The 15,990-nt window shown below is 48.6% G+C and carries 13 protein-coding genes and 1 pseudogene; all 14 read right to left on the reverse strand.

The genetic code is table 11. The annotated features are described in order from the left end of the window. Positions 1–116 precede the first annotated feature (116 nt). Entirely contained in the window at positions 117–659 is a 543-nt protein-coding gene (locus HBJ55_RS14070; RefSeq protein ID WP_206022624.1) for a helix-turn-helix domain-containing protein, read from the reverse strand. 103 nt (positions 660–762) lie between these two features. Then, a complete protein-coding gene (locus HBJ55_RS14075; RefSeq protein ID WP_167116036.1) occupies positions 763–1,242 on the reverse strand; it encodes a hypothetical protein in 480 nt (159 codons plus the stop codon). 259 nt (positions 1,243–1,501) lie between these two features. After that, positions 1,502–1,972 carry a restriction endonuclease PLD domain-containing protein gene (locus HBJ55_RS14080; RefSeq protein ID WP_167116039.1) on the reverse strand — a complete coding sequence of 157 codons (471 nt, stop codon included), beginning with the start codon at positions 1,970–1,972 and terminating at the stop codon, positions 1,502–1,504. 73 nt (positions 1,973–2,045) lie between these two features. After that, entirely contained in the window at positions 2,046–3,167 is a 1,122-nt protein-coding gene (locus HBJ55_RS14085) for a protein kinase domain-containing protein (RefSeq protein ID WP_206022632.1), read from the reverse strand. Then, positions 3,142–3,510, reverse strand: coding sequence for a protein kinase family protein (locus HBJ55_RS22575; RefSeq protein ID WP_206022634.1), 369 nt, complete (start codon positions 3,508–3,510; stop codon positions 3,142–3,144). The genes HBJ55_RS14085 and HBJ55_RS22575 overlap by 26 nt, the downstream gene beginning before the upstream one ends. A 157-nt stretch (positions 3,511–3,667) precedes the next feature. Next, positions 3,668–4,615: a hypothetical protein gene (locus tag HBJ55_RS14090; protein ID WP_167116042.1), complete on the reverse strand. Its 948-nt coding sequence runs from the start codon at positions 4,613–4,615 to the stop codon at positions 3,668–3,670. Positions 4,616–4,718: 103 nt separating this feature from the next. Then, positions 4,719–7,148 carry an SIR2 family protein gene (locus HBJ55_RS14095; RefSeq protein ID WP_167116045.1) on the reverse strand — a complete coding sequence of 810 codons (2,430 nt, stop codon included), beginning with the start codon at positions 7,146–7,148 and terminating at the stop codon, positions 4,719–4,721. Positions 7,149–7,256: 108 nt separating this feature from the next. After that, complete coding sequence (locus HBJ55_RS14100) at positions 7,257–8,150, reverse strand: AbiTii domain-containing protein (RefSeq protein ID WP_167116048.1); 894 nt, start codon at positions 8,148–8,150, stop codon at positions 7,257–7,259. Between the two features lie 109 nt (positions 8,151–8,259). Continuing rightward, positions 8,260–8,637: pseudogene (locus HBJ55_RS22725) on the reverse strand (nuclear transport factor 2 family protein). A gap of 123 nt (positions 8,638–8,760) precedes the next feature. Beyond that, positions 8,761–10,752, reverse strand: coding sequence for an NERD domain-containing protein (locus HBJ55_RS22645; protein ID WP_167116054.1), 1,992 nt, complete (start codon positions 10,750–10,752; stop codon positions 8,761–8,763). Positions 10,753–10,863: 111 nt separating this feature from the next. Further along, the gene (locus tag HBJ55_RS14115; protein WP_167116057.1) at positions 10,864–11,292 is read right to left on the reverse strand and encodes a hypothetical protein; all 429 of its coding nucleotides are present in this window, start codon (positions 11,290–11,292) and stop codon (positions 10,864–10,866) included. 243 nt (positions 11,293–11,535) lie between these two features. Further along, positions 11,536–12,150 (reverse strand): DUF1294 domain-containing protein, encoded by a 615-nt coding sequence (locus HBJ55_RS14120; protein ID WP_167116060.1) that lies wholly within the window; start codon positions 12,148–12,150, stop codon positions 11,536–11,538. Positions 12,151–12,694: 544 nt separating this feature from the next. Continuing rightward, positions 12,695–14,893, reverse strand: coding sequence for a catalase/peroxidase HPI (katG, locus tag HBJ55_RS14125; RefSeq protein ID WP_167116063.1), 2,199 nt, complete (start codon positions 14,891–14,893; stop codon positions 12,695–12,697). A 280-nt stretch (positions 14,894–15,173) separates the two neighbouring features. After that, positions 15,174–15,686 carry a sigma-70 family RNA polymerase sigma factor gene (locus tag HBJ55_RS14130; RefSeq protein WP_206022644.1) on the reverse strand — a complete coding sequence of 171 codons (513 nt, stop codon included), beginning with the start codon at positions 15,684–15,686 and terminating at the stop codon, positions 15,174–15,176. Between the last annotated feature and the right edge of the window lie 304 nt (positions 15,687–15,990).

Consider the following 15,990-nt stretch of genomic DNA (forward strand, 5'->3'; position numbering starts at 1 on the left):
ACTGCCAAATCAACAGGGAAACTTGATCAACGACGACGTGACAATAAAAACACACCGGGAAATACCTCGGAATTAAAACCTAGCAAATCCTCAAAAAAATAAGACAGATTACCTGGTTACTTAAAAAAGCTACCGTGACGGTAGCTTTTTTTATTATTTATCTCACTCAGTGGCCGACCTGAAGAAAAACACCACGCCCCCCCTTGCTTCACCAGGGTGGAGGCACACAACAGGCCGCGCTGTGCATCGCTGCGGTAAGCTCGAGGCAGCCCGAACAGCGCCGTACCCCCTTCCTCCAGGCTACCGCCGAAATGCTGCACCCAGCACGCCAGCGCCGAGGGATCGGCCGCCACGGCATGCAGTTGGATCAGTACGCGGGCGCTCTCCATCTCCTCGATATCGGAAGCGACGGCGGCGGCCTCCTCGTCCTCCGCCGACAGCTCCTCGACTTCGACGCCGTAGATCTCGGCCAGATGGCGAGCGGTACGATACAACACCGCCTTGCCACTCTCCGTCCGCTTGATGGAAGCGATAGAGACGCACAAGCGCCGGTCAAAACAGTACTCGGCCAGCGCCTCCTGACTCAGGCCCAGCCGCTTCCGATGCTGCTTCAAGCGCTCACGATCCAGCCGCAAGCGCCCGTCTTGGGGGATGATCAATTTGTGGTCCTTTGCCGCGTGGGTGCGGCAAGAGAGGGATGGTTGGTTAACGACAAAGCTCAGCCGTCAGCTGCGGCTCCTTGTCAGGTTGTTACCGAGCCGTTCACTCGGACCATACCCTAAGGTTGCCCGACCTCCATAACTCTCCATCCCAGCACAGGACATCGTGAAGGTCGGCATAAATAGATAGCTGGTTATACCGCGGCGCGCCGTCGTTCTTGAACCAGTGAGACAAAAGCGCCGTGGGACGCGGCGGATAAATCCTCTTTCGCTCATTCAGGTTGGGCTGCCAAAAATACACGATTATCGACTCAGCAATCTCAAGTGAGTACGAGTGCTCCTGCGGATAGACCACCTCACCTAACCAAACGCCAAGGTCGCGAGTAATCTCGAAAATTTTGTGGTGCTGTTTAAATCGATTCTTATAAAGACTTTCAGTAATACCGCAATACTGTATCTGCTCGTTCCGCTCATATTTCCGCTTGCCTGTAAGTAGGTAAAGGCCATTGCCAATATCAGAGCGGCATACCTCTTCCAGCAAGTATGGTCCTCGCCAATGCAGGCGGATCGTAAGGTTATCCACGTTCTGTTGTTCCCCCTATGCCTAACGAAGCTGAAGCAAAGGGCACGCGCCTTTCAAAAGCCTCGAATTGATCAATTTTTGCACTGACTTTCGTGCTCTCTCGTAAAATCCAGACCTGTTCTCATCAGAAGCTCGGCAGATTTCGCATACGAGCGCGATCATCTGAAGTACATGGGCTTTTGCTACAGCCTCAACGCTAAGCACACGTGCGCGAGATTACGAGCGTCCCGCCGCCGCTTGCGGCGACTGCTGCCGCTTGTTAGAGCTGTGTGCGTAGATTACTTTGCATTTCATCCAGATATACTCTGATTTCCTTTTGAATTTCGTCGCCTACTAATCCTGACAGATGAACACTCAGTTCGTCACTGCTGGATAGCCCGCCCTTCGTTATATTTGCGGAGCCAATGATTGCGTTATAAGAAGCTCCTGTTTGAAAATAGTAAATTTTCGAATGGATAGTGCCATGCGTTTTGTTAGCCATAAGGTGAAAGACGTTCGTCAATCTACCAATAATCTTAGCGGAGCTACCTATAGTGTGTGCCTTATTTGAGATAATAGAAATCTTTGCACTTTTTCCAAGTGCCTTTTCTATCGAAGGACGGAGTGCCCGAATCCCCTCTGGTTTGATCCAGCCAGAGCAAAGTATCGATTCTTCAGAGCTCTCAATTAAAGAAGCCAGCAATGATAGATGATTCCCAGGCTTCGAATTATGTGCTAATTTTATTTTCATTTGGTAGCTCTAACGCTTTGCTCACCGGTAAATTAGGAGCGTAGCGAGTAATTTATCCGCGTGCAGAAACTTGTTAGACTTTACTAAGTTTAGCCACATGTTCGGCACCGGATCGAATAAATTCCCGAAATTCATCTTCAGTCACTTTGTTATGACCTGCATTATAGGCATCGTATTTACCTCTCAACCTGTTATAGATCGATGTCGTACAGAAAAAGACAAAAGATGCCTTTAAGTAACGACTAACAGGGCGGGCGAAATCAGGCAATTCTTCCCCGTTGTATTCACCATGATCCCAAGCCCCATAGGGTACGTACTCCCCTGGCTCAATCTCAGTAAGAGCTTCTACAATACCGTCATAGCTCACCGCGTTCTCTATGCCTGTTGGCTTAACCGGTTCCGCCTCTAACCTGAAGTAGTCCCAAGAAGGATCGACACCGAACGATTCATACGTGAGCTTTTTGGGCCTCAATAGCTCAGCAACTTTTTCACCGACATGCAAAGCAATAAATCCGTCTTCATACGCAATTGATGCTCCGGTGATCGTGTGGCCACCGCCATCGGGGAAAAACATGTGATTGAGAGAGTGCGCTTTAGACAGCTCATTAATAACAGCAACAATTGAGTCTAAATTTGTCCACACCGTGCTTTCAGGCACCCCAATGGGAAAAATAATTTTTTGTAGCTCAAACCACTCAGTTACGTTTCTTTCTTCGAAATCCTCATTTAATCGGAGCCATTTTTCTAGCTCCTCATAGAAATAATCCATCGATGGCCGCAAACCTGGCTCATTATCCGTCGATAGTACTATTAGCTCGTCCAAAGATGTTAAATATAGACCACGATGGTATTTATTTAGCCCCAGTATCCCGTTAGGAACATATTGGCCGTCAAACCCTTTCGACTCACCAGTAAGCGCGATCCAGAGTGTCTTGGAAAATGAATAGATATCAGCTTTTTTACCATCTGCGTCGCTTGCTATACGCCTCATTTCCGGAGCCATTGTAAATTTAGCTCCTACATCCCGCTTCTGAGGAGTCACTTTTTCTTTTTTAGGATATTTTACAAGGCCAAAATCAGTGAAAAATAAACGGCCATTTAAAGATAGTAGATTTTCAGGCTTGATATCACGATGAGATATTTCCTTATGATGAAGTTTTTCCAGAGTTTTAGCCAAACACACAAAGTCTGCCACAACATCTAATGCTGTTTTTTTTTATATAATCTGTAAAACTCTCTGCCAGTGGCATTACAAACCACGGGATAGCTTCAGATCCTTCTTGAGGTATAAATGATTCGACTACCTTGATAACTCCGTCGATGTCTACGGTCGAAAGAATATGGACTTCTGATTTAAAACGCTCATATGTGACGTCATCTATTTGCCGTAGGAATTTCATTGCATACTCGTTTCCGGAGTCATTGACGACTTTCCAAACATCGCCATTTCCTCCGGAACCCAGCTTTTCGATGAGTCGCCAACCTGCAATGGTTCGACCTTTCTTAAGACGAGTTTTTTTCGGTCTATTCTGACTCATGTAGGAGCACTTATCCCTTTAAAAGATGCTGGCGAATGTCTAACGCCGCGCTATGCGGCAAATTTGGAGCGCAGCGGAAAATTTGTCCGACAGCAGCCCTTTGTTAGGCTAGTGATACCTCCTGGCTTTTGCAGGCCCGCGTTATAAAACAATCGAACTAACCACTTACTTTACATAGCTGTGATTTGCTTATAGGCCACAGCCTTAAATCGTGGTTACGGAATTTTCTAACTGATGATGTGGAGGAATTATTTGGTTTTTCAGTCACCTTTGCAGCATCAAAAATACCAAAGGATAGCAATACGTCACCAGCTTTATAGCCCTCAAAGAGCCCAACATCAGGGGACCATATAGACACATAAACTGAATCCAATGTATCTTTCTTATCTGTTTTTCTATATGGGCCAGCCAAGTTAATTACTGTAAATTTACCTTTTTCACCATCGATGGCTCTAACAGATTTGATAACCCCAATAATTGCAATGGGAACAGTAACGGTTGCCTTACGTATATTCGAATAACACCTAAAATAGTCTTTGTCTTCGTAGTAAAAATCCTTCCATGGAAGGCGAACGCCATCGAAAACCAGTTCCAGTAGATTTTCTATATCAGCATTTTCTTCGCAAAACGACCGAACCTTTAAAACCCTTAGAGCACTATTTATATACGAACCAAGCTTTTGCCCAGACTTAATGTATCCTTTTTCTTTAATTTCTTTTTGATCATCTGAGCCCCCATTCTTCTTTTTATTTGCCAGATCTTGTAGCTTCTGAATAGCCTTTTTTACGGCTAATAATCGTAGTTCAAATTTACCTGATTCTGTTTGAGTGAGAACATTCCCTTCAGACTCTCGAACAATTACCTTTACCTGGCCTTCAACGTTGTACTTGCATTCCGATCCGTGAGTATTACTTGTCTTCAATCTGAAGTATGGGTTTACAGAAATAATGTTGTCGCCAACCTCTCGTGTGAAACCATTCACGAAGCTAACTTTGGCATCACAAAATTCGCATTCAAGAGGGGATTCATAATCTGAGCATTCGGCCATAGATATAGTGATCTTTCTCCTAGTGCTATCTATAGCAACAGGCATTTTTGAAGCCATATAAATTCCAATTTTAGATGTATTGCCTTACGCCACCAACACGCGCAGCTTGGTAGTGAAGGCGAAGCCGCAACGAAAAAAGCTGTCGCTGTGCCTGCATTTGTTAGGACGATTCTTCGTATGAGTCATCATATTCTATGCCCGATATTCTTCGCTCATATCTTGCAATTATACTGGTTATATCGGGGTCAGCAATTCTTCCTTCAGCAGAACGAAGTTTTTCCATGGCATCATCAAAGACGAACATCTCCCCTGTACGTTTAAAATACTCAATGCCGACATCGCAATACGTTCGCAATATGTCTTTATTATCTGGATAGCGATCGACAGAGTTAATGGATTGCTCTCTAGCCATTTCAAGAATAGCTTTCCTATCCTCATCAAGGATGCCGGGTGTTCGCTCCGCACGAGCAAGCATTAATATGATCTTAAATCGTTGAATCGGACCATCTGAACGAAAATCGTGCTCATATAAGCGAATTTCCGTCTCCGCTTTCTCAAGTTCATTAATATCAATCAAATACCTGATCAACCGGTGGCGGGGAATGCGCTCGCCCGGGGCCTTTGAAATCATCTTTCGCAACAATTTATTTCTAAGGTGCTTGTCTGGAATCCGGCTAATGCCTGAATCGAATGCACACAACTGCTTTATAGTTCTAACCTCAATATCATATGTGGGAACCAAGCTATCTATAACTTTTTCAAAAAGACTATAAAATTCGGAAAAATCCGTCATTTTATACTTTGTTATGATCTCCATTATGACCGGGTGTCGTCCTTTCCAGCCATAAATACCTTCTCGTTCACTAACACTATACTCATGGATTATATCCGTTAGCTGTGACAGGGAGCTTTGTATATTTTCAGCTGGTATTCCTAAAAGCCTGATGACCATTTGGCGATGCACTTTAATTCCTGAAGACTCCATTGCAGCTACAAGTCTATAAATCTCCCTAAGTTCTTCACCAAGTTCCGCAAATTCCCGAAGAACTATGTCATCAAACTTTTCTGATGCAAAGATATTTTTAAGGCATACAAACGTTTCTGACTCGCATTTAACTTCTAGTCTTCGTTTCCTTTCAGATCTTGAGAAACCTGAAAAGCTACTCTCTACAAGAGGCTGCAAATCAGAGCTTGAATCCACAAGGGTAAGTAGCTTTTCAATCTCATACACATCTAAACGCCCGAGATAAAACAGATCTCCATTCTTAAATATGTTTGGCGTTTTTATCCTCGGATTCCACTGGCTTCTAGGTGATGAAAAAAGCAATTTGAGCGATGCTATATTCTCGGATACGAGAAGATCAACCAGTTTATTTATTTCCGCCAAATGAACATGGGCATCGTCTATAAACAAAATCCCTTTTTGGCCATTTTTGGAAAGTTCCCTAGCTACTGAGATCCACTGATCAGAAAGAAGCGTATGGTCAATCTTATGCTCCCAACATCGGAAACCATTACCATAGAGAAAGGATACCACTTGACGGGAGAGCGTGCTTTTTCCAGTTCCACTTGCCCCGACTATTACGGCACATAGTTTATCTGAATTTAGTAGAAGCTTTTCGATACCTCGCCCTGTACTTCTCTCAAAGGTCAGGTTGGCTTTGATGTCTGCGTAAGATGCAGGCCAGCCGTGAAACATTGCCGATGCATTCTTTTGACCTTTGTCAATTTCATGAGATACATCTAACGTAATTGGCCTTAAAATTGGTGCTTTATCTAGAGGATCGCCCGTGGAGGAATAGACCAAAGTTTTTGCTGCGCATTTTTTTTGTAGCTCAAGGAAAAACTCATCTAAACCACCAAAAGCAACTGTGATCCCTCTTCTTTCGTATAGAGAGGCTCTATTTTCATCCTTTTCGTATAAAACTAAAAACACTGAAGCGGGGCTAAATGAGCGCCCGTTGATTTCAATAGCTCTATTGACAATTTCCTTTATGTGATTGTCGGACAAAGAATACCCAATTATCACTAAGCTCGCGCCATTTAGGTCCAACCTCAAAGCATCGAAAAGTGCATCCCTATATTCCGCCGCCTGGTCATAATCACCTTCAGTGATAACAATTCTGCTTTGCACTCCGTCAGATACATCTTTATCAATAGTTCCATGTAGCTTGTAAAGCTTGACGGATTCAGGGTGACGCTGTACCTGAAAATCGAAATTGGAAGTAAAGACAGATAGGGGCACGTCCTTTTTTTCAAAGGCTTGCTCAATCAGGTTGTCATAGTTGGTAGTATATATGTTTTTCCAATCATACAATGGCAAGTTAAGTATCGCCCCCGTAGCAGAAAGGCCATCAAATAGACTTCTGAGAGTTTTGATTAAGTCTCTTCGGGAAGACTTATGTTCAGCAATACTGGAAACTTCGCTTAGGCTAAAGCCTTCGGAATCAATGTTATGTTTTCTTGATAAGGTATATATTATTTTATTCACTGATGGCGCACGCGAAGGTATGGATGACCCAGCACCAAAAAATAGAACGGTGTTGGAAGGTGATATTCTACTCATCAAGTCAGATAACTGAATGCTCATATTTCTTCATCCATACTCTAATTTTGAAAGTCCTAACGCCGCTAGCACTCGCGGCTTTGTAGTGAAGGCGAAGCCGCAACGGGAAAGCCGTCGCTGTGCCTAGCCTTGTTAGGGCACCAGTGCCGTCAACGCCGGTAGATAGGGGGCAACTACCGGCCCCAAAACCTGCATGTGATTAGCTAGAGCAGACATAAAATTTTGATATTTAGTTTTGAAGCTATCAGCGCCATAACATTCTTGCATTTCAATAACGCTGTTCCTTGCAGAATCGTACGCCTGTTCATCACGCACCGACTCCAGTGCCTCTAGCAATTGGGAAAATACTTCAGGGGTTGTTTCATTGTTAATTGCATGCTGCTCGAAGTCGTTACTACCTGTCGCCACATTTTGCACATTACCAGAAATGTAGGTATTAAATATCTGATGAACCTTATCTTGTGGCACTGGGTTGGAATTGACTGGAGCTTCGCCTGCATTAGGTGACTCTGCTTCAATTTCAAGGACGAAATTTAAGATTCTATTTCTCACTGCATCTAGAGCTGCGACTATTCCAGTAACAGGTATAACCTTCCATGCCTGCATGCAATTCATGCCTTCATAAATATCCTGACCTACAAAGGCTACCAAGTCAGGATTCCAGGGTTCTTGTAGTGTGCCGCGACTCGCATCATTCACCAAACTTTCCATTGATGCCACTCCTTGATTAAGATAGGAGTGTGTCAAATTCTTTCGAAATTTCTCATTGATGCACATTAATGGAATATCGGCATTTCGTAGGCCTGACTGGAAGGGGCCAGAGAAGTGTCCTTTAGAATTTACTGTAAGAATTCGATAATCTGGAAGGCCATCAATATCTTCATAACCACTTAACTCGCACTCAACCCACTGCTTAAATTCTGGATTTCCAAGACGAGCGGCTAATACTTTACACTTCCTCAGCAGGACCGCGAGCTCAGTCTTTGAGTCTATTGCAGCATCCTGTATTTCTCTCAATAACGACATTTAATATTCCTTTGAATTCTCAGGGTAGCTAAGCCCTAACGCCAGGCAGCACCCGGCCATTTTTGTGGAGGCGAAGCCGGAGCGAAAATGGCTCGGGTGACTGCCATTGTTAAGGCTGGACTTCAAAAGGTGGAAGAGCCGTGCCGTGGTGGTAAACCATTCTCCACTCATTTCCTTCCTTTCGCCATATCGATGTTCGCCGCGAATAAGCTTTACCAGAGCCGCCTTCACGACTAATTGCAACCCGATAAAATAGCTGCACTAGTTCCGGGCTTAGCCTCCTGTGCTGAAAGTCCTGCGCTACCGCCTACCAATCGGTCTCTTGCGGCAGTCGATCTAGTACGCTATCTATTCCGAAAAAGTCTCCTGATGCTCCGATTTCTAAAAAATCGGGAGCTAGCAAGGCCTGAAGCCGAGTAGCGGAACTGCGCACCTCTGAGGTAAGCAAAGCCTTTACCTGTTCTATCAAAATTGCTTCGATTTCCATAGCTGGTGCTTTAATATCAAGCTCATAGGCGCAGTATGCGTCCTATGTAGCTTATTGTTAGGCAACGCTAGGTTTAATTTTAAAGGGAGGACAGGATACGAAACATATCAATGAAAATTCACATTAAGAAACCAGCTTAGACTTCTCCGAAGTTAAATACTTTATAGCACCATGTACAGACATAAGCCTCGGAAAGCGCTTGCACTCTGTCCAAAGGTCTGGGCTAGTATCCCAAACCCACTCTGTGAATGGTGATACAACGAAATAGTTAATGCTCTCAGCCCACGATAAATCATAATTATTTCCGATTTTATTCTCCAAGACAAATTCTTTGAGAGACTCTGCCTGTTCCAACTTATTTTTAAAATCCATTATCCGACTTGAGATCGTTTTTGGATTTCCGATGTCAAAATTTAATGGTCTTTCCGAGGCTTTACACTCAAACAAATATAGATTATCTTGAATTCTGACAGCTACATCTATCTCGCGCTTTATATCTTCTTTGCGGATAACAAATGAATTCATTACCACATCAAAATGATTATCTTTTAAAATATCAGCTAGTGCAGACTCAAACTCATGACCTTTAATTGACTTAGGATCGTAATGCCGAAGACCATAAAACATATTTTGAATCAAAAAATGCCAAGAGGACGAGTCACACAAAAACCCTTTCTCTATACCAATCAACACATACTGCGGCCCTCTCGACCAAACACCTATATTCTTTTGCTTATCTTCATTTAAAAAAACATGTTCAAAAATAGCATCTATTTGCGACTCCAATTCAGATTCTTGCACGCATCCGCTAATTTTCAGATCATTATAGTATTTTAAAATCGAGCTTTTTATTTCTTCTGCAGAGTGACTTAGAACACAATAACCTCTTTGGAACTTGGAGTAATAATTCAGCCCCATAGATTCATTAACTAGCTTTCTTCTAGGATCATCTGACATTATATAATTTGAAAGAAACCCGGCAAACTGAAGAAGCTCAAGCAAACCAAATCCAAATTTTTTAAAAAATTTTTGTGATAGGTACGAATGCGACTTATAGAAATCATTGGCATTAATAAACCAAGGTATATAATTTGGACTAAACTCTTTGGGCAGATCATCAAGACCTAAATCTTTGGCCGTATAGCGAAAAGAATTAATATATGCAACAGCAATCATTTCATGAGGACTATTCACTTCCTTTAAATTTGAAGCCGTATAAGTTCCAACATTACTAGCAATACCCAACTGAATGTTGTCTTCTTCGTTCCTTCTATCAAAATCTAAAATTAAACGCTCCTGTTTTTTTGTTCTCTCCTCATTTACATCACCCAGCCCAGAAACTGACAACACAACACCCTTTCCTAGAGAACGCATCTTAGCTGAAATATACCAATATTGGTAAGAAAGCCCTTCCACATAGTAAATATTAAAAACATCATCAATACTAAAATCAGTCAAAACCAACTGACGACTAACCTTTAATTCTCTCTCAAAAAAAGAAACAACATCCTTCTTAAAAATCCTCTTATACAATTGACTTAATAGACCACCTAAGATTAAGTCAAAATCAATCTCAGAAGACAAGGCATAATCATCTTGACTAGACAAGCTTCCAAATTTTTTAATCGCCTGCTCCACTTGCTGTCTAACATTCACCGTTACAGCTTCACTTGTGTTGGCACCTAAATCATTAGATAGGCACGGAGCTATTCGCCTGTATAGATGAAGCCAGAAGAATACGGAGTGTCCTTTTATCACGCTTTTCATTTCATCTTCTAACTCAGATAAAATATTTTGTAGAGCCTCATATTGCTGGTTAAAATCTTTCCCAACAATAAGCTCTTTGGAGCTGCAGATCGCGCGACGCCTAAAAGACTTGGAATCTAATACATATTTTTTATATATTTTATTTCCATGAACATCATGAATATCTGAAAATACAAGCTGGTAATATTCGGGAATAACTATCGCATCAGATCTATTGCCTGTTTCAACATCAATTATTCTTCTATTTTTAACAAATCTTTTTTTATCAACACTCCTTAAGCCACTTGCTCTTTTCTTAACACGCCTACCTCTATTTAAAGATTTTCCACTTTTCCTTATTTTCTTCACTTTTAAACCCTAACAAGTTGACACAAAAAAGCCTAACGCCCGCAATAAACGGCGCGAGGAACGAGCGTCCGGCGACCGCAGGGAGCGAATTTCATTGCTTGGTTAGCCATTTTAGACCCACTGGTTCTCATAAATCGTTCTTCTCAGCGCTCTAGCGGCGAACTGAGCCATTTCTTCTAGCTCATTTTCCGACGCTTCAGGGTCATCAAGCAGTTTCTGATCATCCCATGGGTCATTTACATGCACCCACTTATTTCGGTACTTCCGTAGCTTGTGCAAATCAGATCGAAGGTCGTCTGCTATGGGGGCACTATCAATTAGCTCAAAGAGGCTGCTGCGCTCTTTCTCGGAATACTCTGAGCGCAGATAGGTTTCGATCCCAGAAACTGCCGTCAGTATTGATGCCAGGTTTACTCCATGCACAAACGCCAAGTCCGATTCTCGGACGGTAAAAGAGCACCATTCTGACAGGATGACCCCGCCTTTTAAGAGCTCTTCATCAAGCGACACGATGTGATTCCAGCGTTCTTCTTCGTTCATATGGCTAACAGTGATTAGACTGCACGTCCTGATATTCAATGAACATCCTGCGCGTTCAACAGTATTATCTAATGCGCTTCATTTCTTCCAACTCATTGATTCTTCAAACACCTAACTATAGCTCGGCCATTTATGCAGAATTCGCATGTGCTCGCGTTTTGCTGGTACCAATATACTGCATGCGTTTTGCCTAATGTTTCGGGGTGCAGAAAAGGTCATGACACGCCACAGCCCTGGTTACTGTTAATCGAATCCTAAACCAGCCAAAAGCCGCGTCGCCTCACCCGTATAAACAAGCCACCCAAGTACCCCACAATTCACCACCACCCCACACCAAAATATGGCCTGAAACGGCTGCTTCCTGGTTTTGTGCCGAAACAGCCGCTGCGCTACCAGTGCACCGGGCCAGCCACCGATCAAGCCTGCGAAGAGAAGCGTGGCTTCTGGTGTGCGCCTTCTGCCCTTCCCTGCTGCGGCTTTGTCGATGCCGTACATGGCGAAGGTGATCACACTCAGCAGCGCGTATGCCGACAGGAGCTGCATTGGCACGTGGCCGGCAGCGCCCAGGACTGCCAGGAGCGCGAAGAACGCAGCGGCGATGATGCTTGCCAGTGTCAGCCCTTTGGTGCGTGGGGATGCGTGGCGTGCTGCTTTCAGGTAGCCCGCCTTCTGCGCTTTCGGTCTGTTCTGGCTGTCTCGAGTCAGGTGGTAGGTAATCGGCTCGTTGAGTGTTGGGCGGCGGCCATCGCGAGGAAAGGCGCTGATGTGGACGAACACGCGAGGGCCGCCTGCGGCTGGCGTGATGAACCCGAAGCCCTTGGCGTCGTTCCACTCGGTGAGTTTACCTTCATGGCGCATGGGTTATCTCTTTCGAATCAATCGATTATCAGAGAATACCATGCGCGGTCGAATCGGTTTGAATCCAATAGGTTACTGAAGAATGTAAATAGGACTGATTTCGTCAGGCGGGGAGTTTGGGAGTCGGGGCACGCTACCGCCCCTGCTGGCAGAATGGATGATGGTTCGCATCATCCTAATGCGGCAGTCCCTGAGTACGTCTTGGTTGCTTAGTCATCTTCTGTGACTTTTTACTAACCGTAACCAACAGAAACGTTTAGGGCAACGCCAACCAAAGCATGAGGCGGCGATAGTGCCCATTCCCTTGATCTGCATCTGCTGCGAGGCGCTGTCTGGAAAAATCGGCGAGCGATGGCCAGACAAGGCAAAAATTATCGAAAAGACGGAGTTTACGAGCTGTAAATGAGTATTTTGAGATGATTTTTAACGCCGTATGGCCGAGCGCAGGCATTTTTCCGACAGTGCCTAAAAACCCCGAAGGCGGGAATCCCACCTTCGGGGTCGGTTTGGAGCCAGGTCCGCGTTGCTGCCGCGGACCTGTCGTTCAGCGGTGCAGGTCGAAGCGGTCGTTCTCCATGACCTTGACCCACCCTTTCACGAAGCGGTCAATCATGCGCTCCTCTCCGCCGCTGGCGGCGTACTCCTCGGCGATGGCGCGTAGCTGGGAGTTGGAGCCGTACACGAGGTCGACGCGGGTGGCGGTCCACTTCTTCTCGCCCGTCTTGCGGTGGCGGCCTTCGAAGCGCTCTTCGCTGTCGCCGAGGGGCTCCCACACGGTGCCCATGTCGACGAGGTTGACGAAGAAGTCGTTGGTCAGCTGGCCGGGGCGCTCGGTGAGGATGCCGTCGTTGTTGTCACCCACGTTGACGCCGATGGCCCGCATGCCGCCGAGCAGCGCGGTCATCTGCGGTACGCTGAGGTTGAGCATGAAGGCGCGGTCGACCATAAGGTGCTCGGCCGGGATGGAGGTCACCTGGGGCTGCATGTAGTTACGGAAGGCATCGTGCCTCGGCTCCAGGTAGGCGGTCGTATCCACCTCGGTCATCTCCTGGGTGGCGTCGGTGCGGCCCGGTGTGAACGGCACGGTGACGTTGTGCCCGGCCGCCTTGGCCGCCATTTCGACGCCGACGCTGCCGCCCAGCACGATCATGTCCGCCAGCGAGATGTTGGCGTCCGAGGCGTCCTTGATCTGCTTGAGCTTGTCGATGACGTCGTACACGCCGGAGCGCTGGTTGATGTCCCAACCGGTTTGCGGTTCGAGACAGATGCGCGCGCCGTTGGCGCCGCCGCGGTGGTCGGTCTGGCGGTAGGTGCAGGCCGAGGCCCAGGCGGTGCTCACCAGTTGCTTGGCGCTGAGGCCGGAGTCGGCGATCTGCTGCTTGAGCGTGGCGATCTGCTGCTCGTTGACCAGCGGCCCCTGGTGCTCGGGCACCGGATCCTGCCACACGAGTACTTCATCGGGCACCTGCGGGCCGAGGTAGCGGTCGCGCGGGCCCATGTCGCGATGCAGCAGCTTGTACCAGGCGCGGGCGAACTCGTCGGCGAGCACGTCCGGGTTCTGGTGAAACTCGTTGGCGATCTCGAGGTAGATGGGGTCGGTGATCATCGCCATGTCGGCGGTGTTCATCACCGGCGGGTTCTTCTTGCCTTCGACGTGGGCGTCGGGCACCCAGTAGCCTTCCTTGACCTCGACCGGCTGCCACTGGTTGGCGCCGGCGGGCGACTTCTTCACCTCCCACTGGTGGGCAAAGATGGTGTTGAGGTAGGAGTTGTCCCACTTGGTCGGCGTCGGGGTCCAGGCGCCTTCGAGGCCGGAGGTCACGGTGTATTCGCCGAGGCCGGTCTCGTGCTTGTTGGCCCAGCCGAGCCCCTGCTCGTGAATCTTCGCCGCTTCAGGCGCATCGCCCACGGCGTCGGCCGGCCCGTTACCGTGCATCTTGCCGAAGGTGTGGCCGCCCACCGTCAGCGCGACGGTCTCGCGGTCGTTCATGCCCATGCGGGCGAAGGTCTCGCGTACGTCCTGGGCGGACTTCATCGCGTCGGGAATGCCGTTGGGGCCTTCCGGGTTGACGTAGATCAGCCCCATCTGCACCGCGGCGAGGGGGTTGTCGAGCACGCGGCTGCCGTCTTCCCAGCTGCCGGTATAGCGCTCGTCGTTGGTGGCGAGCCACTCGGTCTCGGGGCCCCAGTAGATGTCGTCCTCGGGCGCCCAGATGTCGGAGCGGCCGAAGCCGAAGCCGAAGGTGCGGAAACCCATCGTCTCGAGCGCGCGGTTACCGGCGAGTACCAGCAGGTCGGCCCAGGAGATCTTCTCGCCGTACTTCTGCTTGATCGGCCACAGCAGGCGGCGGGCCTTGTCCAGGTTGCCGTTGTCGGGCCAGCTGTTGAGCGGCGCGAAACGCTGGGCGCCGGTGCCGCCACCACCGCGGCCGTCGAGCGCACGGTAGGTGCCGGCGGCGTGCCACGACATGCGAATGAAGAACGGGCCGTAGTGGCCCCAGTCGGCGGGCCACCACTCCTGGGAGTCGGTCATCAGCGCATCGAGATCGGCGCAGAGTTCGTCGACGTCGAGCTGCGAGAACGCCTCGGCATAGCTGAAGTCGGCACCGAACGGGCTGGCGTCGGGGTGTTTCTGGTGCAGCACGTTGAGGTTGAGCTGGTCGGGCCACCAGTGTTCGTTGCCCTGCAGACGGGGCGTGGTGCGTGCCCCCCACTCCCGGCGCGTAGACTTTTGTTCAGACACGGTCTTCTCCTCGACTGGATGGTGGCCTACAGGAGAGTTGAGCCGACAACGCCGCATCGCCTCATTTTTTTGTCGTACCTGTAAGCCGTCAGATATCAGTGAAGGATTCAGGACCGAAGCCGTCAAGGCGAAGGGAGGCTTTCGGCTCGATAGGGGTAGGCTATGAGAGGCAGGCTATTAGAGATTGGCGACGTGGAAGGTCGGTGTCTCAGGGCGGGCTTGCGCTAGCGGCATTGGCACCCTTCGCCAATGTCGTAATTCAGTACCTCTCCGCGCTGGTTCATTTCGACCCGGCAGCACTCCACCAGCGCATCGCGCAGCATGGTGCGACCGCGCTGCACGCGGGACTTGGCGCCGAGTTCGACAGCCCCGCCTGGGATGCGTACTGTTTCTGGCTCAAGCCGCTCTCCAAGGTGGAGAGCAGCGCCGCGCGGTACTTTTCCGGCAGCTTGCCCATGAGCGGGCGCAGGCACAGGGCCAGCTCCGCTTCCGCTCGCTCATCGGCCTCCGGCGGTCCCTCCAGATCCGCCGGCAGCGGTTCGAGCGGCCTGTGTGCCCGATAGTGATCCACCAGTGCATTGCGGGTGATCTGGTAGAGCCATGCGCGCAGCCGGGAGCCGTCCCTCAGCTCATCGCGGTGTGAGAACGCCTTGATGAGGACATCGTGCACGATATCCTCCGCCACGCTCTCGTCCGCTACCCGCTTACTCACGTAGCGCAGAAGTTCGATGCGAAACGCCTGCCACAGCAGGCGTTGGTCCTGGCTGTCGTCCGCGCTTACCGACACCCGCATGCAGCTTCCTCCGTGGGTGGGCCGCAGCATTCGGCCTTGGCCTGTGGCTGGCAGCAGGTGGCCTGCTCGCTTGGGTCGCAGCACGGCTGCGCTGTGCTGTCCTGCCCGGTCGCCTCGGCCGATACGGGTGCCTGAGCTTTCTGCTTCATTTGGGTTCCTCCAGAGGTGAGCTCCTCGCCCTTGGCGAGGCTTTCACAACAGGAGACGGATCAAGCGGCAGAAGGACGCAAAACCGGAAGCCTCGAGCAGGCCATTCATAAGGCCCCGGTCGAGGTGCCGTCATCTGATCGCGTTCGCCAAGGCC

Source organism: Billgrantia bachuensis, assembly GCF_011742165.1.
Lineage (GTDB): Bacteria > Pseudomonadota > Gammaproteobacteria > Pseudomonadales > Halomonadaceae > Halomonas > Halomonas bachuensis.

What these genes read in the sequence shown, in the direction of transcription:
- HBJ55_RS14120 (WP_167116060.1), bottom strand. Translation starts at nt 12,150, where the DNA reads ATGCGCCATGAAGGTAAACTCACCGAGTGGAACGACGCCAAGGGCTTC.
- HBJ55_RS14080 (WP_167116039.1), bottom strand. Translation starts at nt 1,972, where the DNA reads ATGAAAATAAAATTAGCACATAATTCGAAGCCTGGGAATCATCTATCA.
- HBJ55_RS14090 (WP_167116042.1), bottom strand. Translation starts at nt 4,615, where the DNA reads ATGGCTTCAAAAATGCCTGTTGCTATAGATAGCACTAGGAGAAAGATC.
- HBJ55_RS14130 (WP_206022644.1), bottom strand. Translation starts at nt 15,686, where the DNA reads ATGCGGGTGTCGGTAAGCGCGGACGACAGCCAGGACCAACGCCTGCTG.
- HBJ55_RS14100 (WP_167116048.1), bottom strand. Translation starts at nt 8,150, where the DNA reads ATGTCGTTATTGAGAGAAATACAGGATGCTGCAATAGACTCAAAGACT.
- HBJ55_RS14115 (WP_167116057.1), bottom strand. Translation starts at nt 11,292, where the DNA reads ATGAACGAAGAAGAACGCTGGAATCACATCGTGTCGCTTGATGAAGAG.
- HBJ55_RS22575 (WP_206022634.1), bottom strand. Translation starts at nt 3,510, where the DNA reads ATGAGTCAGAATAGACCGAAAAAAACTCGTCTTAAGAAAGGTCGAACC.
- HBJ55_RS14095 (WP_167116045.1), bottom strand. Translation starts at nt 7,148, where the DNA reads ATGAGCATTCAGTTATCTGACTTGATGAGTAGAATATCACCTTCCAAC.